This is a genomic window from Nitrincola sp., assembly GCF_048264025.1.
In the GTDB taxonomy this organism is placed as follows: domain Bacteria; phylum Pseudomonadota; class Gammaproteobacteria; order Pseudomonadales; family Balneatricaceae; genus Nitrincola.
This window is the reverse complement of sequence record NZ_JBLXDN010000014.1, coordinates 1-22847: the sequence shown is the minus strand read 5'-3', so window position 1 is coordinate 22847 and position 22847 is coordinate 1. Positions and strand designations below refer to the sequence as shown.

Below are 22847 nucleotides of genomic sequence, written 5' to 3'. Positions count from 1 at the left end.
AGCTAAAGATCACTCCCATGAGGCATTTCCAGTACTATCCAGCACCAAATTAGCTCTACCTACCATCATGCCTCTAGGGGTAGCTGTTATAGTATAAGACTGATTATTAGCACCTAAGGCCAATACATAGTTATAAAAATCATCGTTTTGTAAACTTGGCATCACATTATTTATAGTAGCACCGGCATAGGAAAAATTCTTTGCGCGATACATTTCCAACTCCCCCGAAAACTCTAGTATTTTGGCCTGCGCCTCTGTTTCTCTTGTATCTTGAATATGGCGTGTATAAGCAGGGTAGGCAACAGCAGCAAGTATTGCCACTATCGCCACGACAATCATTAATTCTATTAATGAAAACCCTTTGATTGGAGTAAAGCGATCTATTTTAATCATCAGAACCCTGCTCATCTTCACTCTCTTCCTCGTTGCCAAAACCCTGATCATCTATAATAGTATTCGCCGCATCTGGTGACAACTGCATCCACCGGCGTTTTCTGATACGACTATCACCAAGCTCTGTATCATCAACAATCTCTGTACCTACGACGACTACAACTTCACCATCTTCGTTCACTATTAGTGTAGGTGTTGGTGGTGGAGTAGTTTGTTTAAGGTCCTGTCGTCTCGAAAGAGGTGCCTCTCCTTCCCCGCCACCATCTTCGTTGCCAGAAATACTTTGCGCCGAACCATTTGCTAGTGAAACCGTATGTAAATACGCAGCACCATAGCGGACAACGCAAGGATTATCCTGCTCTTGGTCAACTGAAGGTTCATAGGTTGTGAAGAGTATTTTATTCTGATAAATGACAGGTGAGGATAAACCTTTTTCACCTGTTTCAAGGTAGTAATACCACCCCCTATACAAAGAAGTGACAGATACTCCTGAAGTATCATTAGTGACATCAATCATATTTCCTGTATTAGCTTCAACATGCGCTACAGGATACAGTGCTGCTGGATCTTTAATGACAAATATAGCTTCATTGGTACTATCATCCAAAGGATGTGCGCGATAACCCGAAACAATAGTAACTACAAGATTACCATTTGAAATTGCTACTGCAGGGGCTTCATAAAAACGTCTATGGTTTGCACCAGTACCACCAAGATTCGCTAACTTAGTCACTGTGTGCTGTGGTTTTTTTGTATCTGGGTCAATACCACCAATACTAATTCTAAAAACCTGGCCACCTAAATCACCAAAATATAAATGGTCAGCTAAACCATCAAAGTCTGTATCAACTATAGAAATACCTGATGGTATTGACCACTTCATATCAGTGACTTGTTGATTAACATGGCTACTACCACCTATCGACCATACTAACTCACCCGTAACCGCATTTACGAAATAAACTGCATTTCCCTGCTGATCACTCTCAGTTCGCTCCTCGTAGTTATCATGATCGGTTGGACTGTACCCACCACCAAATACCAATACAGGAATGGCACCATCAGCAGTCGGAATTTTAGTAAGAGTTGGTGTTGACCAAGTCTGCCCAAGATCTTCAAATCCAGTAGTGGCATTACTGATTTGCCACAACATTTCAGGTGCGTCAGGGTCAGTAACATCCAGTGCATAATAATGCTGGCCACCACGTCTCATTCCACCATAGAGGTATACATGTTCAGGTGCTGAACTTGATGTATTTCCAGCCTTTCTCCAAGCAGTCCAACTACCGTCAAGACCATACAGCTGACGAGAATTATCAAGGTTTAAACCTGGACGCCTGATAGTAAATTCATCAGCTTTTGATAGCATTTCATAAGGCATAAAGGAAAATGCCTCTTCCCCTGTCTGGGCATCTATTGCATGCAGCATGCCTGCATTGGTAGAGACAAAAACGTAATTATTATTTTCATTGGTACCATAGTTGATCATTATAGGCTGACTATGTAGTGGATCACCCCACATCACACCCAACTCATCAAAGATTAACTCTCTTTCAATTTCAGTACTTGCGCCTATCAAATCATCTGAGGGCACTGTAGTACTACTCCAGCTTAATTTTTTTAATGCCCCACCAACCGTATCAGTGAAGTATAGATTTCTCCCACTGACTTGCTCTCTAGCCCCGCCTTTCTCAACATCGCGACCGTCTACCGCACTACTCCAGAAGCTTTTTGAATCATCACTGAAATACCCCGAATCATCATCAATAGCATTATTATCTAGTGAATCGATGATTGTAGTTCCACTCAACTTATAACGCTTTAAATTACCTTCCCAAAAGCTACTTTCAACAGGCTGAAACACGGCATAAAAAAGTTGGTCAAGGTACTGGAATCTATTCATTGTGTTTACAGCCACACCAGGGGCTGATATGGATTTTGATTCAGCATCAATTAAATTAAATATTTCAAGAAAAGCCTGAGCTAACTCTTCGGCATTATCAGCAAAATAGACATTTTCTGTACCTCCATCTTCAGCTACATTACCCATCCTATCTGCTGGATCGGTGCCTTCACTGATCCCAAATGCAATCTGCCAGGTTTTAATGGGCTTCATATTATTAGGTGAATCACCTTGAAGCCACTCAGCTAAATCACCTTGGCAAGCGTAGCTACTGTTACAAGATCCACCCGCTAACGTTCTTACACTTGTATAATCATTATCTTGGGTTGGAGCACCATCAGTCATTACAACAACGTGATTCGTCTCACATTGATTATTCATATTGATGGGGGATTGATAAAAAGCATCACTTTCCCATTCTTTTACCCATCCATACTCTCGACAACTTCCATTCTGCCACCATCTTATACATTGATAAACATCTTTTTCATTCATATTCACAGCAGGTCTAGGTGTGTTGGTAATAGCCTCTCCTCTTTTTGCATAATTACTTGGAGCCATTCCCAACATGTATCGCGCCACTTCTGAATAAGCTTCCATGATGGGTGTATTCGAAGTTCCTTTTAACTGATTAACAATTGATTTAACTTCTGTCTTTGCAGTATCAGTCATCTCAGAAACGGGATAAAAAACATAGCCACCATAACCGGAGTTATCATAACCACCATTGAATTTTGCAAGCCCCAGCTTTATATCATCTGATAAGCCGTCGATTAATGTTGAAAATGCAATTCTTAAATCAGACATAGGAGTTCGACTATCTGCACAGTTCCTACTACCTGAGGGCCTTGGATCACACATACTGCCTGAAGTATCAATTAGCACCATAACATTTGCAGCAACCTGATTTTCATCATCATCGGCCGTTGCTTGTGCAAAATAAATCTCCGTATCATCAGCATAGCCGTATGTGGGATATAATATGGCACTTACAATCATTAGAGCAGCAAATAAAAAATTATTTGTAGGTTTCATTTTGCTTCTCCACTATTCAAGTTCTGAACCTGCTTTCAAGCCTTTCTTCAAAGACTCCTGCAAGTGATTATTTTGTATATTAAATGATTCCATTTTACTCGTAGACAAAATATTGGTTTTATAGTCAACAAATAAAACACCACTACCGGTTACACTAACCTGATGACCTTCTATCGCCTGATAGCCATCAAAATAAGCCAGGCTTTCACCCTTAATAAGACCTCGCTCATCCATCAAATCATTATCACCACAGGCACCTACAACAAGGCCATCCGTTGTCATACAGGACTGCATGCCTGGCTCTACGTCATCATATAATTCACTATCATCTAAAACTGACAATGAGCTATAGGTAGCAGCAATTATTGTTTCAGCTGCTTCAAATGTCATTGCATCAGCTTGTATTCCCGTGGCAACTTTAGTACTGAAATTACTAGAACGAATTGCACTCAGACCGAGAACTGACACAAGAACCATGACAATTAGTGCAATTATCAGCGCTGAACCCGTCTGCTTAATTTTTTTTACTTCAGGATAGCAAGTCATATTAAACTCCATCCCAGTCATAGTTACGCAACTGAACAGTAGATGTAAATGCTCGGACAATTCTTCGGTTAGGTACAAGCGTTACCTTATCATCCAATACATAATAGTCTTCATTGTTAACATTTAATGGTAAATTGTTATTTTCACCACTTAATAAAAAACCATAGCGTAACGCAACAATCACAGCACCATTATCTACTTGATCACTAAGATCATCTGCAGTCACAAACTGCGTTACACTCATTTCAGGAGGATCATCTTTCTCAGTATCTATACCATATAAAACTTTAAAACGTTGAACTTGAGTTAACAGCACCACTCCATTGGCTGAAGCAGCCTGGTTCCCACGACAACGCAATTCACCATTACTGATAAAATAGTGGTTCACGATTGTTTTATCATCATTATTGCCTACACCTTCACAATCTTGTGTGCCATTATAGGTGATGACAAGAGAATCACTTACCCCATTAGCTGAAACCGGATCACCAGGGTTTGTAGCTTCATATATTACAGGGGTTATTGTACCAACATTTGTAGCGCCTCTACCTGCTTGACGTAAATCTGTATTCATATATCGAATTGCCATATAGGCATCTTCGTATACCTCAGAAAGTGATTGCTGCAAGGAAAATGTACGCTGGTTAGTTAACAACAATTGCACCGCAGCCAGTGTAATAACTAGCCCTAACACCATTGCAATCATTAACTCTACCAAGGAGAAGCCTGTTTCATTTTTCATCAGCGGCTAACCTCCATCACTACACAATAAGTATCAGCACCTGCCGTGTTAAGGCCATTGTTATCTATACATTCAGTAATATCTTGTTCATTCCAACTAACAATCATGCAATCCATACTGTTAAAACCACACGGACTCCCAATAACACGTCCTAAAGGTAGTGTATTAGCAGCCTTCCATTGTAAATACGCTATATCCCAGCCCGCCATTTCCGCAGATGTACAGCTGTTGCTTATGCACTTAGAAAGTTCTGGCGGCACAGACTTGACTGTTTGATGATCAGTTGACCAGTTATTAACAGTGAAGTAACGATCTAATTCTTTAGGATTAGATTGAACCCTTTCTATAGCATCTTGAATAATCAGTGTCGCTTGAGCTCTAAAATTAGCTTCATTAGAATTTTTCAGTGAGACTAACTGAAGGCCAGCAAAGCCAAGTGCTCCAACCGCTAATACAACTAAAGCGATCAAAACTTCCAGCATCCCAACACCGGTTTGTTTTGATAGACCTTTTTTTTGTATACAGTATTTCATTCACAGGCCTCTATTTCACTTTGAATTTTTCCTAAAAAAGATACTGTAACTTTTCGACCATCTGTCAAATCATTGTGGCAAACCAAGAATGTCGCACCACCATTGGCCACACCACCGCGCGCAAAAAATGTAATTGCTCCTGCTGCTCCTTGACGCTGTACGCTGACATTCGAATGCGGAGTAAACGCTTCTACCTGCTCTTCAATTGCGCTGGCGCTCGAAGCCAATATCCAACCATCTGCCCAACCACCGGCTTCAGGCTCTACAGATACATCCTCTCGAACATTAACGGCCTGTATACGCGCAGTGTTAAGAGCAGCTATCAAATCACGGCTGGTAGACTTGAGGGCGTTATTCGCTGCTATTTGCTGGAATGAAGGTACTGCAACCGTTAAAAGCACAACAGCGACGATCATAGCAACTAGTAACTCTATCAGGGTCAAACCCTGCTGGTGGAGCCGCATAGAGCACATTCCTTTTAGATAGACCTATATAAACCGGAGGCAATGTTGATTTTTTCATTACCTTAAGAATAGACAGGACAAAGAACAAATGCAGCAGTCAGGTGGATGGGCGTTAGTATTTTAACGACAAGCGGTAAATTTATTGGAAAAGAAGCCACATAGCGTGGCTTCTTGCTTGATCATTGTCAGACTTGCAAATAATCCAAGATTCCCTCTGCCGCCTTGCGTCCTTCATCGATGGCGGTAACCACCAGGTCTGAACCTCTGACCATATCACCACCGGCAAACACCTTGGCATTCGTGGTCTGAAAAGCGAAACGGTTGGCTTCTTTGGGCTGTGCGGTGGTATCAACCCGGCCATCCTGATGCAGGCTGATATTCTGCTCTGCAAACCAGGGAGCTGGGCTGGGGCGGAAACCAAAAGCGACCAGTACCGCATCGGCTTTGAGAATCTCTTCTGAGCCTTCGACAACTTCAGCGCGCTGACGACCATTTTCATCCGGCTCACCCATGCGGGTGGTGACCACTTTTACACCGGTCACCTTGCCGTCTTCACCAATGATTTCGACGGGCTGGCGGTTAAAGACAAACTTAACCCCTTCTTCACGGGCGTTGACCACTTCGTTTTTGGAGCCAGGCATGTTGGCTTCATCACGACGGTAGGCGCAGGTCACGGATTTTGCGCCCTGACGGATTGAGGTGCGGTTACAGTCCATGGCGGTATCGCCACCACCGAGTACCACGACCCGCTTACCTTTCAGGTTGATGAAGTTGGATACGTCTTTATCATAACCCAGGCAATGGTTCACATTGGAGATCAGGAATGGCAAGGCTTCGAACACCCCTTGCAGGTCTTCACCCGGGAAGCCACCTTTCATATAACTGTAGGTGCCCATTCCCATGAATACAGCATCGTACTCACTCAGCAGGGTTTCGATAGTGATATCCTTGCCGACTTCGGTATTCAGGCGGAATTCAATGCCCATACCTTCGAAGACTTTACGACGACGCACCATCACCGATTTTTCCAGCTTGAACTCGGGAATCCCGAAGGTCAGCAGGCCACCGATTTCCGGATAACGATCAAATACCACCGGTTTAACGCCGTTGCGTACCAGCACATCCGCACAGCCCAGACCGGCAGGTCCTGCACCGATAATCGCCACCTTTTTGTCTGTCCAGACCACGTTGGACATGTCCGGCTTCCAGCCCATAGCGAAAGCCGTGTCGGTGATGTATTTCTCTACCGAGCCGATGGTGACAGCACCGAAGCCATCATTCAGGGTACAGGCACCTTCACACAAGCGATCTTGCGGGCACACGCGGCCACAGACTTCTGGCAGGGTGTTGGTTTGATGGCTTAGCTCCACCGCTTCCATGATGTTGCCTTCGGATACCAGCTTCAACCAGTTGGGGATGAAGTTGTGTACCGGGCACTTCCATTCGCAATAAGGGTTACCGCATTCCAGACAACGGTGTGCCTGGTTCGCTGCATTACGCGGTTTAAAGGGTTCATAGATCTCGGCAAACTGCTTCTTACGTACAGTTGCATTGATTTTATCCGGACCTTTACGGCCCACTTCTATAAACTGAAAATCATTACTCAGACGGTCAGCCATCTTTACACCTCATTCGCAGGCCGGCTCGCAGCCGGCGCTACCTTTAATCATTACCCGTCAGGGGAGTTATTCAGAACGCGCTTATTCAGGGCGTTTGCGAATACTGTTCAGCAGGTCATTGATCCCTGTTGCATAGGGTTTGACCAGCCAGAACTTCCCGATCAAGTCATCGAAGTTATCCAGGATTTCCTGACCCCAGGCGCTACGCGTTTCACGGGTGAACTCAATGATTGTTGAGCGCAGGTGGTTTTTATGCGCTTCCATCTGCTCAGTCGAAATACGGTGGATATCTACCAGCTCATGGTTGTACTTATCCACGAAACTGTTATCCAGATCCAGTACATAAGCAAAGCCACCGGTCATACCGGCACCAAAGTTATAGCCGGTTTTCCCCAGTACCGTGATGATGCCACCAGTCATGTATTCACAACAATGATCGCCCGCACCCTCGATTACCGCATGACAACCAGAGTTACGTACACCGAAACGCTCACCGGCCTGACCGGCTGCAAACAGCTTACCGCCAGTTGCACCATACAGGCAGGTGTTACCCATGATGGAGGCTTCATGGGTTTTGTATGTCACATCATCAAAGGCGCGCAGTACGATCTTACCGCCGGCCATGCCTTTACCGACATAATCGTTGGCATCACCTTCCAGGTAGAGGTACTGACCACCGGCATTCCAGACACCAAATGACTGGCCGGCATGGCCTTTGAAGTTATAAATCACCGGCTCATCTGACATGCCCAGGTTGCCGTGTAGTTTGGCAATCAGGCCTGAAGTGCGAGCACCTACTGAGCGATCGCAGTTGGTAATCTTGAACAAAAATTCCCCGCCACTCTTGTCATGAATCGCGGCACTGGATTGTGCCAGCATCTCATTATTCAATGAACCCGGATCATAAGGCTCATTGCGGTGCTGCTGTACCGTATGCGGTGCATCAGCCGGTATATTGGCATGACTCAGCAAGGGCGACAGATCCAGACATTTCTGTTTAGCGGTTTCACCTTCAAGCACTTCCAGCAGGTCTGTGCGTCCAACCAGCTCTTCCAAGGTGCGCACACCCAGCATTGCCATCCACTGACGTGTTTCTTCAGCCACGAAGCGGAAGAAATTTTTCACCATTTCGACGGTGCCACGGAAGTGTTCTTCACGCAGGTCAGCACGCTGTGTTGCTACACCGGTGGCGCAGTTATTCAGGTGACAGATTCGCAGGTATTTACAACCCAGGGCCACCATCGGCATGGTACCGAAGCCAAAGCTTTCGGCGCCGAGCATAGCCGCTTTAACCACATCCAGACCGGTTTTCAGACCACCGTCTGTCTGCAGGCGAATTTTGCCGCGCAGCTGGTTGCCGCGTAACGACTGGTGTGCATCGGCCAGACCTAGCTCCCAGGGGGAACCGGCATAATGGATAGAGGTCAGCGGTGAGGCCGCGGTACCGCCATCGTAACCGGAAATGGTGATCAGATCGGCATAGGCCTTGGCGACACCACAGGCGATGGTGCCGACACCCGGACGCGATACCAGTTTGACCGATACCAGCCCTTCCGGATTGATCTGCTTCAGGTCAAAAATCAACTGCGCCAGATCTTCAATAGAGTAGATATCATGATGCGGTGGAGGTGAAATCAGCGTGACACCGGGTACTGAGTAACGCAGCCGTGCGATCAGCGCATTGACCTTACCACCCGGTAACTGCCCGCCTTCACCCGGTTTGGCACCCTGAGCCACCTTGATCTGCATGACATCGGCACTCATCAGGTACTCCGGGGTGACCCCGAAACGACCCGAGGCGATCTGCTTGATCTTGGAGCGCTTGATAGTGCCATGACGGGCAGGGTCTTCACCACCCTCACCGGAGTTGGAACGACCACCCAGCTCATTCATGGCTACAGCCAGAGCTTCATGTGCTTCAGGAGACAGGGCTCCCAGCGACATGGCCGCGGAGTCAAAGCGGGTAAACAAGCTCTCGACGGGTTCAACCTCAGACAGCGGAATAGGCTGAATGTCCTTACGGATACCCAGCAGGTCTCGCAGAGTGGCCACACCGCGTTTGTTAACCAGATCGGCATAACGCTGATAATCACGCACATCACCGCTGCTCACGGCTTGATGAATGGTGGTGACTACATCGGGGTTATAGGCGTGATATTCGCCATTATGGATATACTTGAGCAAACCACCCTGCTGAATCGGCTTGCGCGCACTCCAGGCTTCGGCGGCCAACAGCGCCTGCTCCTGCTGGAAGTGTTCGAAACGTGCTCCTTCGATACGGCTGGTCACCCCTTTGAAACAGAGATCAACCACTTCGCTTGAAAGACCAACAGCTTCAAACAGTTGAGCCGAACGATAAGAGGCAATGGTGGAGATACCCATCTTCGACAGGATTTTCATCAAGCCTTTGTTGATGCCTTTACGGTAGCTCTCGTGAGCTTGCAGTGGCTCGCCAGTAATTTCACCGGTGCGACACAGATCATTCAGAACACGGTATGCCAGGTAAGGGTAAATCGCCGTAGCACCAAAACCAAACAGCACGGCAAAGTGGTGAGAATCTCTCGCTGTAGCCGTTTCTACGACCAGGTTAGCGCTGGTACGCAGCCCTTTGGACACCAGGTGCTGGTTCACGGCGCCGGTCGCCATAGCCGCATGGATTGGTAACTTACCTTGCTTAATATAAGCATCACTCAAAATCAGAATGACCTTGCCACGCCGCGCAGCCGCTTCGGCTTGCTGACACAGATCGACAATAGCCTGTTTGAGACCAACTTCTGGATCGTATTGCATATCCAGGGTTTCTGACTCGAAGTCTTCAATATTCATGTCCCGCAAGCGTCTGAACTTACTCGCCGACAGTACGGGTGATTTCAGCACGATACGCCGCGCGTGCGCCGGCGTTTCTTCAAATACATTTTTCTCACGACCAATGCAGGTCTGCAACGACATAACTATCGCTTCACGCAGTGGATCGATGGGCGGGTTAGTGACCTGAGCAAACTGCTGACGAAAGTAGTCATACACGGATCTGACCCGACCCGACAGCACGGCCATGGGCTTATCATCTCCCATAGAGCCCACCGCTTCCATACCTGACTCACCTAATGGGCGCAGTACCTGGTCGCGCTCTTCGAAGGTAACCTGGAACATTTTCATGTGAGTGCGGGTTTCTTCCGGACTCATTTCACGAAACGAGGTGGACTCTTCGACGAAGTTCATCGTCTGTTCCAAGGGAATCGAGTGTTCGCGGAGCCATTTACGGTAGGGCTGACGGGATTTCAGAATTTTGTCAACATCGGCCGTGTGCATAACTTCGCCAGTCGACGTATCGACTACCAAAATCTGCCCTGGCCCGACACGCCCCTGTGCCTTGATGCTGGAAGGTTCATAATCAAACACACCGATTTCAGATGCGGTACACAGCAGTCCGTCATCGAGCATCACCCAACGTGAAGGTCGCAGACCATTACGGTCAAGCATACACACAGCATAGCGACCGTCGGTCATGACCATACCGGCGGGACCATCCCAGGGTTCCATGTGCATCGAGTTGAATTCATAAAATGCACGCAGATTGGAATCCATGGTTTCCACGTTCTGCCAGGCGGGCGGCACAATCATGCGCACCGTACGGTAGATATCCATGCCACCCACCATCAGAAACTCCAGCATATTATCCATGCTGGAAGAGTCAGAACCGGTGGTGTTCACGATAGGCTGTAATTCATCAACATTCGGCAGCAGCGGGGTAGCAAACTTGGTGCTACGCGCGCGCGACCAGGCGCGGTTACCTTCGATGGTGTTAATTTCACCATTATGTGCCAGAAAACGAAACGGCTGCGCCAATGGCCAGCGTGGCGCGGTATTGGTTGAAAAGCGCTGATGATAAGTACAAATCGCTGTCTGCAAGCGCTCATCGCTGAGATCTTTATAAAATACCGGCAGGTCCACCGGCATCATCAGACCCTTGTAGGAGATAACCTTGTCCGACAAGCTACAGATATAAAAATCAGGATCATTACTAAGGGCTATTTCAGCCTTACGTCTGGCGGTGAACAGACTGATCACAAATTCACGTTCAGATTTTTCTTCCGTATCAACAAATACCTGTTCAATACGTGGCAGCGTATCTTTGGCGATAGGCCCTAGACAGGCTTCATCCGTCGGTACTTCACGCCAGCCTTTAACTCGCAATCCCAACTGAGTCAGTTCGGAATTAACCTGATTACGAGCCTGCTCAGCCAACGCTGGATCTTGAGATAAAAACACCATACCTACGGCATAGAGATCACTCAGATCTGCTTTGAGCGCTTCTTTTGCTACGGCTCGCATGAATGCGTCCGGTTTCTGCATCAGCAGACCACAACCGTCACCGGTTTTGCCATCTGCTGCAATCCCCCCGCGGTGCGTCATACAGGCTAATGCCTGAATCGCTTTCTGCAGGAGGCTATGACTTGCTGTTCCCTGCATGTGCGCCATCAGACCAAAGCCGCAGTTGTCCTTGAATTCACCTGGGCGGTACAGACCATTGCTCATAAGCCAATCTCACTAAAAACCAATAAAATCAATGCGCTATTAACGCAAGATATAAAAACCCCTTATCCCGGAGTCAAAAAAGGGGTGTTTATGCTACACCCCTTATGGGATAAGAACAATTTTGGCGTTTCCGTGGGCACTGATATTTTCAGTATCACAGCCTCTCAGGGGCCGTATTATATGATCAATCACGCATTATTGATCGATTTTTTTAATATCTTCTTTGACACTGGATATTGATCTGGCCCACGGATTTCGATCCCTGAGGTCAGCAGGAAGGCTTCGTACAGCTTCCATTGCGGCTGCACGAGTCGGGTATTGGCCATAAACAACGACATGCCATGGCGCACCCTGAAATAGCGCCTTGAAACGATAAAAACGCTGAGGCTGCTCCTGTGATTGGATGAATTTTACCACACTTTCTTCCGACCGTGCGCCTAGCATCTGCAATGTAAAGCCACTGTCGGGCCATTCCAGCAGCACTTCAGCCTGAGAACCGGGTGTAACCGAAGTGCTCAATTCGGGCTCTGTACGGGCTGGCGCAGGCTCTGAAGCAGACTCAGGGGCTGAAACCACCGCACTCTGTTCAATTGGTTCGGGTGTATCTGCTACAACTGGAGCCTCCACTTCCGGAAGGACAGGGGCAGGGGCAGGTTCAGGTTCAACCTCAGCTACAGCGTCTGCTGTGACAGTGTTTACCTCTGTAACCGCACTTGTCTCTTCAGCAAGGTTAACTTCTTCCAACTCGACAACCTCAGCCACAGCATCAACTTCGGCTGTCTCGCTAACCTCTACCACCGGGTCAGCCTCCGACTCGGAGATCTGTTCCGTTGTCGGCGACACCTGATCATCCTCCTCAATTGACGGCTCTTCGGCTGCAGACAATAACGCTTCCTGCTCAGCAAGGCGCTGAGCAAGCTCTTCACGCGCTTCGATGACATCAACCCGCACAACAGGCTCAGTATTAGCAGACACCGGCGTCGGTGCAACCTGAATACGTGCGATACCCTGAGGCTCATGTTCGGTTTTTGGCAAATAGTGCCACACAGCAAATCCGGTAATCAGCAGCAATACCAGTGCAATCGCCCCCATGTGCAAAGGTGGCAGAGGAAAACTACGCACCTGGCTTTCCAGTCCACCCTGCTGAACCAGCGCAGCTACGGCGGCTTTGAGACTACCTGGATGACCATCGCCGGCATCAATTAATTTACGCAACTGTTTTGGACTCAGGTCAGCTTGTGCAGGCAGTAATGCCAACACAAAGTCCTCAGCTTCCACCTCTGTAAAAGGCTCCAGGCGCTGGATATGCACGCGACTCTCGAAGCGCTCAAACACGCCTTTATCTTCAGCTCGCTGCTCAAAATCGGGTAATGCGGTTAGCAGCAAGTGTGGTGCTGAATCACCTAGCTGCAACAGGCTTAATAGCAACTCCAGAGCGTTATCACTGAGGTAATCTGCATTATCAATATGAAGATGCAGTGAAATATCTACTTCAGCCAGCGCACGTATGTGTTTGTGGATAGCCGCCAGGCGCTTACGATTATCGATCAGCGCATCTGACTCCAAACGCAGGGCGGTAATCAGCAACAGGAGTAGGCCACTGACATCCGTTTTTTCATCTAGATCAATACGTGCAATGCGCTGAGTACGAGGCTCATGCAGGCGAGACAACTGATCTAACAACAAGCTTCGGCCACTGCCTGCATCGCCCAGTAGCAAAATCATGAACTCCGAATAACTGGATAGATGGCTCAGTTTTTCGGCCAACTGCATGCGTGAAGCGGGTTCGGCATATTCATGTTCGCTGATGGGCATAATTATTCCCTGCTTAGTTAGTTTCCTGACAGGACTAAACGCCCCCATTCAGAGTTTGCATTAGCGCTGCTTGTTCAAATTCCGCGGTGACAACAGCCTGGCCAATTGCTTTCAACAACACCAGACGTAAACGACCATCCATCACTTTTTTATCAACAGACATCAGCGTACAGAATTGCTCAGGTGTCATATCTTTGGGTGGTTTGACCGGCAATCCAGCGGCCTTAAACAATCGTTCTATTCTATCTACATCTGCACGGCTAATCCATCCTAACCGACAGGACAAGTCGGCAGCCATCACCGTACCTGCCGCCACAGCTTCACCATGCAACCATTGGCCGTAACCCGCATGTGTTTCAATCGCATGGCCAAAGGTATGTCCAAGATTCAGTAGAGCCCGCACGCCGGATTCTCGTTCATCCAGAGCCACAAGCTCTGCTTTGATTTCGCAAGAACGATATATAGCGTAGGCCAGTGCCTGCTCATCCTTATTACGCAGCGCCTGCACATTGCTTTCAAGCCAGGCAAAAAAGTCAGCATCATAAATCAAGCCATACTTAATCACTTCGGCTAGCCCTGCTGACAACTCAGTATCTGGAAGCGTTTGCAACACAGCCGTATCGGCCACCACCGCCACTGGTTGGTGAAAGGCACCAATCATATTTTTGCCCGCCGGGTGATTAACACCCGTCTTGCCGCCTACGGAGGAATCCACTTGCGACAGGAGCGTAGTCGGCAACTGGATAAAGTTGACGCCGCGTTGATAACAAGCGGCGGCAAAGCCAGTCATATCACCTATCACCCCACCACCCAATGCAATTAGCGTAGTGGTACGGTTATGACGACGCGCCAGTAACTGATCAAAAATCAGGTTAAGATGCTGCATATCCTTATATGCCTCACCATCAGGCAGTATCACCTCATCTACATCAATCTGAGACAAACCTTTACAGACCAGCTCCCGATACAGTGGAGCTACTGTGGTGTTACTGACCAGCATCACCTGGTTACCCTTGATATAGGGCTGCAACCTAGCCTGCTGCAGCAGTCCTGAACCAATAAAAATCGGGTAGCTTCTGTCACCCAGGTCAACGCTCAGGGTTTGCATCATGTAGAACTCCGCGTTTAAAAATCGGGATATTTAAAAGAATAAAATCAGGCGTTAAGCGGTTGGTGCTGCTTTAGCTGACGCAGGATTTCCTGAATGACTGCGCGCGGATGCCGCCTATCTGTTCGGATAATAATATCTGCACAGCTTTTGTAAAGGGGATCACGCTGCTGCAACAATTTGCGCAACACAGCCTCTGGATTATCAGTTTGCAATAAGGGGCGATTTCGGTCTTTTGCCGTACGCTCAAGCTGCTGCTCAATCGAAGTCTGCAAGTAAACGACCACCCCTCTACTCTGAAGGTTACTGCGATTTTCAGATCGCATCACAACGCCGCCACCCGTGGCCAGTACACAATCACTTAACTGTGTAAGCTCATCAATAACAGCGGCTTCACGATCACGAAACCCCTGCTCACCTTCAACATCAAAAATCCAAGGAATATTCGCACCTGAGCGTTCCTCTATGACCTTATCAGAATCGATAAAATCATAATGAAGCTCATGTGAAAGAAGACGCCCTATGGTGCTTTTTCCAGCACCCATAGGGCCAACAAGAAAGACGTTCAACGCAGAAACCTACTGAATAGCTAAGGATTCCCGAATCATAGTGGGTGTGATGAAGATCAGCAACTCTCGTTTGGTTTCTGTTTCACGCGTGTAGCGGAACAAACGGCCCAACACTGGCAGATCACCCAGGATCGGCGTTTTACTGGTTGCATTTTCCATGTCATTACGGAATACACCACCCAGTACAATGGTATCACCATCATTAACGACCACTGAGGTCTCAAGCTGGTTGGTGTTGATCAGCAACTCACCACCAAGACGGTTGGGGTCAAGCGAGTCCTGCAGCACTTTCAAATCCATGGAGATACGATCACCTGGATTGATCTGAGGGGTTACCTCCAGACTCAGCACCACTTCCTTGAACTCAAGATTAACTTCGCCGTTCTCAACGGTCTGATAGGCCACTTCCTGACCTGATTTGATTACTGCCGGACGACCATTGGTAGTAATAACCTTAGGCTGAGAAACTATCTCTACTTTGTTATCACTCTGCAATGCAGACAGCTCAGCAGCCAACAAGAAGCTACTGCCAAGGTACCCTATACGTATGGCAGAGGTAGCATCACTTACTCCCAGATCAACCATACCCGGAACAAACTCACCGGTATCACCAATTTCGAACATTTCATCATTGGCGCCACCATTTATTACAACCGGATTACCTCTGTGAGTTGACGTACTGGAAGCCCCCCAGCGGATACCTATTTCTTTAGCAAACTCAGTGGACGCCGTTACAAGCCGAGCCTCTACTAGCACCTGGGCCACTTCTATATCAAAACGGCGCAGCGTACGGCGAATATCTTCCATCTGACTGGAGGTTTCACGCACCATCAATACATTGGTCTGGTCATCGGCCAGAATAAAACCTCGCTCAGATACCAGACGCGCTTCTTCCAGCCGGGTACGCATATCTGAAGCGCGACGGAAATCCACCTGAATAAACTCAGTAATCAGTGGAGCAAGCTCCTGGACTTGTTGCTGACTTTCCATTTCAGCGCGTTCACGCTCAGCGATTTCAGTCGATGTACCTACCATCAGCACATTGCCGATTTCACGCTTATCCAGATTCTTGGATTTCAGCAGAATATCCAGTGCCTGATCCCAGGGAACATTCTTCAGACGCAGCGTTGTGGTTCCACCGACATTCTCACTGACCACCAGATTCATCTCGGCCACTTCAGCAATAATCTGCAATACAGCCCTAACTTCAACACTCTGGAAATTCAGGTCAATACGCTCACCTGTATAGGGAAACTGATTTTCACGCTGAGCATCCAGTTCACGTCGAGTCAGCGGTTTAAAATCAACAATCAATTGATTACCGGTCTGATACGCCATGTAATCGTAGGGATCAGAACCCGGACGCATTAAGATGGTTGCACCGCTACCAGAGGACATGCTGTCAATAAACTCCAGCGGTGTTGCGAAATCCTGCACATCCAGACGCTTAGACAACGCCGGATCGAGCACAGCATTTGACAAATTAAGCACAATGTTACCGCCTTCACGCATAACATCCATGCTGGCTCGGTCGTCTGACATTGCGATAATGACACGCCCCTGATTGCCCTCAACACGCTGAAAGTCAATGGAGTTGACCCGCGTACGGCTATCAGCCACTGTACTTTGTGATGGCATGACAGACGCAGAGGATGCTTGCTGACGACTGTTGCCTGTAGGTGCTGCCACTATCTCCTGAAAGCGCATGAGTAGAACATTACCGCTAACCTGTACATCATGCGAAGCAGCGCCGTAGAGGTTTGTAACAACCCGTAAGCGGTCCTGCGCCTGAGCGAAGTTGACACTATCCACTATGCCGGTATTAACCGAGATATTCCGCTGGCCTATATCGTTGACCACACCATTAAAATCCATAACCAGGCGTGGAGGACTGTCGATCATGTAGCTGCTGGGTACTGCAGGAGGCGTATCAAACTCCATCCTTACCTCAACACCCTGCCCTGGCAGGGATACAAACTCTGTTTTAGTCAACCTGGCTTCTTGTGCAAGCAAAGTAGTAGAGAACAGCAGTACAACCGGGATCACCAGCCAGCTACCGAAGCATTTCAGCAACGACGTAGTTTTCTTTTGAGTCATGTGTATTTTTTTCACGGTCAGTATCCCTTAGTTGGACTCGGGAAGAACAATGGTGCGTGGTCGCTTCATCCATCCGCCACGGCCATTTGAAACAATTTCGGACAATTCTATCCGTCTTTCATCCAATGCAACCACTTGGCCGTTATCCAGCCCAAGGTAATCACCCATTTTTACTCGGTGCACCTCGCCAAGAGGATCCCGTACCAGAGCGTACATCAACTCAACTTCCAGCGGAGATGTGATAGTACCTACCATTGACAGGTTATCCACCGCATACTGCTCAAGATAGTCATTGATTCTGTCTGGGTCGGGGTAGACCTCAGAAATTTCTTCCGGTAATTCAGTTACTTCTGGCATCATAACCCGGAAGGGGTTACGCAGACTGGAACCTTCATACACAAAGGCTTCATAGGGTTGAAATTCAGGTAACGGAGGAATTTCTCCAACCGGCCTTGAAGAACGATCAGCAACGAACGCTCTCAGGTCAGCCGTATCCTCCACCCAAATACAACCTTGCATCAACAAAACCAGCAGCGTTACAGCACAGAATCTGCCAGACAGCGCCCGCGATCCGTTATGTCGTTTAATTCTGTTCATAGCGATAGGTCTTTGCGTTAATGGTCATGGAAAGCTGATCATCAGAAACTGTCCGGATTGAATAGTCATGCAAGGTGACAATCCTTTCGATAGCCGCGACACCACTCACAAACTCCCCCATCTGATGATAAGTACCATTCACCTGAATATTGATGGGTAACTCAATATAAAATTGAGTACGGGTTTCAGGCTGCAGTGCAATTGTGTCAATGGTCAGGCCTGCCTGCCGCCCGATATCCGAAATATCTTCAAGCAATCCTGGCACTTCTTTATCTGTTGGCAGTTGTTTGAGTATCTCCGAAAACCGCACCTCTACATCAGCCATCTGACGACGCAGGGCATCCAGGTTAGCAACACGAAATGCCTTGTCTTCAAACTGAGATTTCAGGTCATTTTCACGGGTAATTTCTCGTTCTACAGCCTGATGCTTATCGGTTATCAGAAAATGGATGCCAGCCCCCACTACAACGGCAAATGCGAGTAGATAACAGATGAACTTTACACCGACAGGCCAGTTTCCAGCTGTTTTAAAATCAAGATTGTTGATATCAAAACCGCGAAATGCATTTTGAAGCGCATTCATGCTCATTCTGCACTCCCCCCGTCAGCAGGTCGACGCATAGGCACCGAGAGATTAAATTGCCTGAGGTTGTTAGCCGTGCCTACCCGACTAAGATTAGGCTCACTAAACCATTCGGAGCTGTTTAACTGGCGCATCAATGCCGACACATCTCGATTCTGTTCAGCAAAACCATCGATTGTGATCATATCGCCATTTCGACTAACTGAAGTGTAGTAGAGATCATCAGGCAACACCCGCACCATCTCATCAAAGTTGCGTACAATAAGTGGTCGGGTTCCCTGAAGATCCTCAATAGCTTGCAGGCGAGCCAGCAGTTGATCACGCAACCGATTCAACTCGTTAATTTCAGCTAACTGTCTATCCAGGCGTGTATTCTCGGCACGCAAATAATTATTTCGCGCTTGCTGGCGATCCATCTGCATATCGTAATAGTAACTGATAGCAAATACCGCCAAGCCAGCCAGTACGGCGGCTCCCAATAGGTTTGAAACAAAGCGTTTCTGATGCAAAGCATTCCGTTCTTCGCGCCAGGGTCTTAAATTTATTCGGGCCATAGTCTCAAGTCCTATTGATTGGAGCTTCTAAGAGCCAGACCGCAGGCTTTAGCCAGCACGGCTGCATCACGATTGAGGCGCTCGGAATTCAGCTTTCTGTTCACGGCCGTATGATTAAATGGCATCAACAGTTGCGTTTCAATTTCCAGTTCATCAGCTAAACGACTGGCCAGATTTGGCAGGCCTGAAACACCACCGCAGATATAGACTTTGCCCAATTGACCGTGAACCCCGGACGAGTAGAAAAACTGCAGCGCACGTGACACCTGCTGAATAACAGTATCGGTAAATGGCACAACCATTTGATCGACTATCGCTTGGTTCAATGTATTCTCACGAAAAGCGAGATCAACCTCCTCCATCGACATCCCATGTTGCTGATGAATCGCTTGGGATAAGTCGTTGCCACCAAAGGCCTGCTCTCGGTTATAAGCCAGCTTGCCTTTCATGAAGACATTCAGACAGAGTGTTGAAGCACCTATATCGACAACGGCAACCAGTTGATCGCCTTCCGCATGATCAACCAGTGACAGAACACGCTCCATGGCATAGGTATCGACATCCACCACTTCACACTTTACTCCCGCCGCATTAACAGAATCCTCTCGGGAGTCCGCATTTTCCTTCCGGCAAGCCACCAGTAAAATTTCATTCAGATTTGGATCTTTAGTAGCGGGACCGATTACTTCGAAATCCAAAGCAACCTCTTCAAGTGGATAAGGAATGAACTGATCAGCTTCAATTTTAACCTGGTCTTCTAGCTCAATACCGACAAACAAATTACTTATTTGAATACGCTTAGTGATAACAGCCGAGGAAGGTACAGCCACAACTGCCGCATTATACTTACCACCACATATTTTAAGGCCGCGCTGAACAGCGGCTGTGACCTCTTTAACCTCTTCAACATTTCCATCGATGACGGCACTGGAAGGCAAAGGAACGATTGCATAGGCATCGATCTGGTGTTGATTTCCGTTGGTCGACATGGAAACTAACTTGACTGAAGATGATCCAATATCGATACCAATCCAGCCTGATGTTTTTTTTCTGAATAAGCTGACCACAATTCAATCCTTTTCCGTTAGTACCGGAACATGCTGTAGGTTAACAGCTATAAACCTTTTCAGTAATTTAAACGCCTGTCAGCTATACTGTAAAGCCCCGCGACAGATATAATAGTCATTTTAGACCGAAATTAGACCAAAAGGTGACCATGCGCAAACTTTTCACCCTGCTTAAGATATTTTCGGGCCTTGCATTGCTGGTAATAGTACTGGTAATTGCTGGCGTTTTTTTTGCCTTACATCAATATAAGCCCAATCTTCCAGATGTAAACGAACTTCGTGACGTAAGATTCCAAATTCCCCTACGGATTTTTTCCGCGGACGGCAAGCTGATGGCTGAGTACGGCGAACAGCGACGCATTCCTATTCGCTACGATGAAATTCCCGATACATTACGCCATGCAATTCTTGCTGCCGAAGATAGTCGCTTTTATGAACACTCCGGTATCGATATTAAAGGACTAAGTAGAGCGGCCTTTCAATTAGTTTCCAGTGGCGAAATTCAATCAGGTGGATCTACCATAACTATGCAGGTGGCTAAAAACTTCTTTCTCTCACCTGATCGTACATTTGAGCGCAAGTTTAATGAGATTCTGCTATCGCTAAAAATTGAACAGGAACTTAGTAAACAAGAAATACTGGAACTCTATGTAAATAAAATTTATCTCGGTCAGCGCGCGTATGGAGTACAAGCCGCTGCCAACATTTACTACGGCAAGGATATCAGCGAGCTGTCTCTAGCCCAGATGGCAACCATCGCCGGCCTCCCAAAAGCACCTTCCGCCAACAACCCTGTCCGAAATCCGCAACGCTCCACTGCACGCCGTAACTGGATTTTGGGGCGCATGCTTTCATTGGGCTACATTAATCAGACCGACTATGATGAGGCTACGCAGGAGGCAGAAGTGGCCCGCTATCATACAGCCGACATTGAGTTGCCAGCCTATTATGTGGCTGAAATGGTACGTGCTGAGATGGTACGTTTGTACGGCGAACTCGCCTATACAGATGGCTTTAATGTCACCACCACCCTGGATAGCAATATGCAAACAGCGGCTGATGCAGCCTTGAGTAACGGCTTGATTGCCTACCATGAGCGCCATGGATATCACGGCCCTGAAGCTCAGCTCGAGATTGCCGAGCTAGACAAGGAAGAACTACTTTCAATTCTGTCTGACTACGCTTTGTATGCCAATATGCATCCTGCTCTGGTGATAGATACAACTGAACAAGACGCCACAGTTTTACTCCGGGACGGTAGCGAGCACACTTTATCCTGGGATGCCATGAAATGGGCACGGGCCTATCGCTCAGTTAATGCCATGGGACCAGCCCCGAGTACCACCAGCGACATCCTTGCTAGCGGCGACATCATTCGTGTTGTGCCGCATGAAGAACACACCTGGCACCTGACGCAACTCCCTCGTGTACAGGGTGGAGTTATAGCTATGGAGTCTGATACGGGTGCAATTCGTGCCTTATCTGGCGGCTTCAGCTTTTACCACAACAACTTTAACCGGATCACTCAAGCTTTTCGTCAACCAGGCTCTACATTTAAGCCCTTCATCTATGCAATAGGCCTGGAGAATGGTTATAGTGCGGCCAGTGTCATCAATGATTCTCCAATTGTTATTCACGACATAAGTCTTGCCGGTGAATGGCGTCCTGAAAATAGTTCACGTGATTTTGAAGGGCCGATTCGTCTACGTGAGGCACTTTACCGCTCTAAAAACCTGGTTTCGATTCGACTAATGAGAGATATTGGTGTTCACACAGCACACCAACAGATTCTCAAGTTTGGTTTCGATCCAGATCGCACCCCCGCCAACCTGTCTTTATCTTTGGGAAGCGCGGATGTCACCCCCATTCAGATTAATACAGGCTATGCAGCCTTTGCCAATGGTGGCTACTTGGTCACCCCCTGGTTCATTGATGAAATTGATGTGAATGGACAGCCTGTAGTGCTCCCAGATGATGCCGGTGATGCCTTTAAACATACCAATGCTCGCCTCAATCACAGCGACCCTGAAGATTTCCGCATATTAAAGGAGTCTACGGCCTTTATTATTAATGACATCCTTGCCGACGTAATCCGACGCGGCACCGGTCGCCGAGCTCAGGCATTACAACGCAACGATTTGGCCGGTAAAACTGGCACCACCAATCAACAGAAAGATGCCTGGTTTACTGGCTATAATCGTGACCTGGTTGCCACGGCCTGGGTTGGATTTGACCAACCAGCGCCGCTTGGCCGGAGTGAATACGGCGGCACCGCAGCACTCCCTATCTGGATAGATTTTATGCGCGAGGCACTGCGCGACAAACCAGAATCAGCCCCGCAGCGCCCAGAGAGTGTTGTACGCATCCGCATTGACCCTGCATCTGGCCTGCTGGCTTATGAAGGCCAGACCGACGCTATCAATGAGTATTTTGATGAAGATACAGCACCAAACAGACGCGCCAAAGCGCCAGGTGAATCAGGTAGTCGGGTACTGGAATCTTTGTTTGACTGATACGCCGCTGCTGTGGCCGTGGCGGTAGCCACGGCGGACGGCGTGAATGCAGAAAACGCAGGAACCGTTTTCTGTTTCGTACATCCTGTACAAAAATCGCCCGCAGAGCGGGCTTATATGGACCCGCCCGTGTTGCAAGCTATTTTTGACTCGAGCAGATGTGTTGCACGCTT

17 protein-coding genes are annotated in these 22847 nt (G+C 47.8%); 1 reads left to right on the top strand and 16 read right to left on the bottom strand.

Annotation, left to right across the window (positions count from 1 at the left end):
- Positions 1-9 precede the first annotated feature (9 nt).
- The 16 genes from ACN0R1_RS11690 to pilM form a co-directional block, all read right to left on the bottom strand.
- On the bottom strand, positions 10-393 hold the full coding sequence (locus tag ACN0R1_RS11690) for a type IV pilin protein (protein WP_417583023.1): 384 nt from the start codon (positions 391-393) through the stop codon (positions 10-12).
- Positions 386-3331 (bottom strand): PilC/PilY family type IV pilus protein, encoded by a 2946-nt coding sequence (locus tag ACN0R1_RS11685; RefSeq protein WP_417583021.1) that lies wholly within the window; start codon positions 3329-3331, stop codon positions 386-388. The genes ACN0R1_RS11690 and ACN0R1_RS11685 overlap by 8 nt, the downstream gene beginning before the upstream one ends.
- A 12-nt stretch (positions 3332-3343) precedes the next feature.
- Positions 3344-3877: a pilus assembly PilX family protein gene (locus tag ACN0R1_RS11680; protein ID WP_417583019.1), complete on the bottom strand. Its 534-nt coding sequence runs from the start codon at positions 3875-3877 to the stop codon at positions 3344-3346.
- 1 nt (position 3878) lies between these two features.
- Positions 3879-4619: a PilW family protein gene (locus ACN0R1_RS11675; RefSeq protein WP_417583017.1), complete on the bottom strand. Its 741-nt coding sequence runs from the start codon at positions 4617-4619 to the stop codon at positions 3879-3881.
- The gene (gene pilV, locus ACN0R1_RS11670; protein ID WP_417583015.1) at positions 4619-5152 is read right to left on the bottom strand and encodes a type IV pilus modification protein PilV; all 534 of its coding nucleotides are present in this window, start codon (positions 5150-5152) and stop codon (positions 4619-4621) included. The genes ACN0R1_RS11675 and pilV overlap by 1 nt, the downstream gene beginning before the upstream one ends.
- Positions 5149-5616, bottom strand: coding sequence for a GspH/FimT family pseudopilin (locus tag ACN0R1_RS11665; protein WP_417583013.1), 468 nt, complete (start codon positions 5614-5616; stop codon positions 5149-5151). Before ACN0R1_RS11665 ends, pilV begins: the two co-directional genes overlap by 4 nt.
- Before the next feature lie 185 nt (positions 5617-5801).
- Positions 5802-7235, bottom strand: coding sequence for an FAD-dependent oxidoreductase (locus ACN0R1_RS11660; protein WP_417583011.1), 1434 nt, complete (start codon positions 7233-7235; stop codon positions 5802-5804).
- A gap of 81 nt (positions 7236-7316) precedes the next feature.
- On the bottom strand, positions 7317-11771 hold the full coding sequence (gltB, locus tag ACN0R1_RS11655) for a glutamate synthase large subunit (protein ID WP_417583009.1): 4455 nt from the start codon (positions 11769-11771) through the stop codon (positions 7317-7319).
- A 195-nt stretch (positions 11772-11966) separates the two neighbouring features.
- Positions 11967-13586, bottom strand: coding sequence for an AAA family ATPase (locus ACN0R1_RS11650; protein WP_417583007.1), 1620 nt, complete (start codon positions 13584-13586; stop codon positions 11967-11969).
- A gap of 34 nt (positions 13587-13620) precedes the next feature.
- Positions 13621-14694 carry a 3-dehydroquinate synthase gene (gene aroB / locus ACN0R1_RS11645; protein ID WP_417583193.1) on the bottom strand — a complete coding sequence of 358 codons (1074 nt, stop codon included), beginning with the start codon at positions 14692-14694 and terminating at the stop codon, positions 13621-13623.
- Positions 14695-14741: 47 nt separating this feature from the next.
- Positions 14742-15263, bottom strand: coding sequence for a shikimate kinase AroK (gene aroK / locus ACN0R1_RS11640; protein ID WP_417583005.1), 522 nt, complete (start codon positions 15261-15263; stop codon positions 14742-14744).
- 9 nt (positions 15264-15272) lie between these two features.
- Positions 15273-17375, bottom strand: a complete 2103-nt coding sequence (gene pilQ, locus ACN0R1_RS11635; protein WP_417583003.1) for a type IV pilus secretin PilQ — start codon at positions 17373-17375, stop codon at positions 15273-15275.
- Positions 17376-17387: 12 nt separating this feature from the next.
- Positions 17388-17957, bottom strand: coding sequence for a pilus assembly protein PilP (locus ACN0R1_RS11630; RefSeq protein ID WP_417583001.1), 570 nt, complete (start codon positions 17955-17957; stop codon positions 17388-17390).
- Positions 17944-18546: a type 4a pilus biogenesis protein PilO gene (locus ACN0R1_RS11625; protein WP_417582999.1), complete on the bottom strand. Its 603-nt coding sequence runs from the start codon at positions 18544-18546 to the stop codon at positions 17944-17946. Before ACN0R1_RS11625 ends, ACN0R1_RS11630 begins: the two co-directional genes overlap by 14 nt.
- Positions 18543-19094: a PilN domain-containing protein gene (locus ACN0R1_RS11620; protein WP_417582997.1), complete on the bottom strand. Its 552-nt coding sequence runs from the start codon at positions 19092-19094 to the stop codon at positions 18543-18545. Before ACN0R1_RS11620 ends, ACN0R1_RS11625 begins: the two co-directional genes overlap by 4 nt.
- A gap of 11 nt (positions 19095-19105) precedes the next feature.
- Positions 19106-20161, bottom strand: a complete 1056-nt coding sequence (gene pilM / locus ACN0R1_RS11615; RefSeq protein ID WP_417582995.1) for a type IV pilus assembly protein PilM — start codon at positions 20159-20161, stop codon at positions 19106-19108.
- Positions 20162-20493: 332 nt separating this feature from the next.
- On the opposite strand from pilM, the gene ACN0R1_RS11610 reads away from it, so the two are divergent.
- Complete coding sequence (locus ACN0R1_RS11610; RefSeq protein WP_417582993.1) at positions 20494-22674, top strand: penicillin-binding protein 1A; 2181 nt, start codon at positions 20494-20496, stop codon at positions 22672-22674.
- Positions 22675-22847 lie beyond the last annotated feature (173 nt).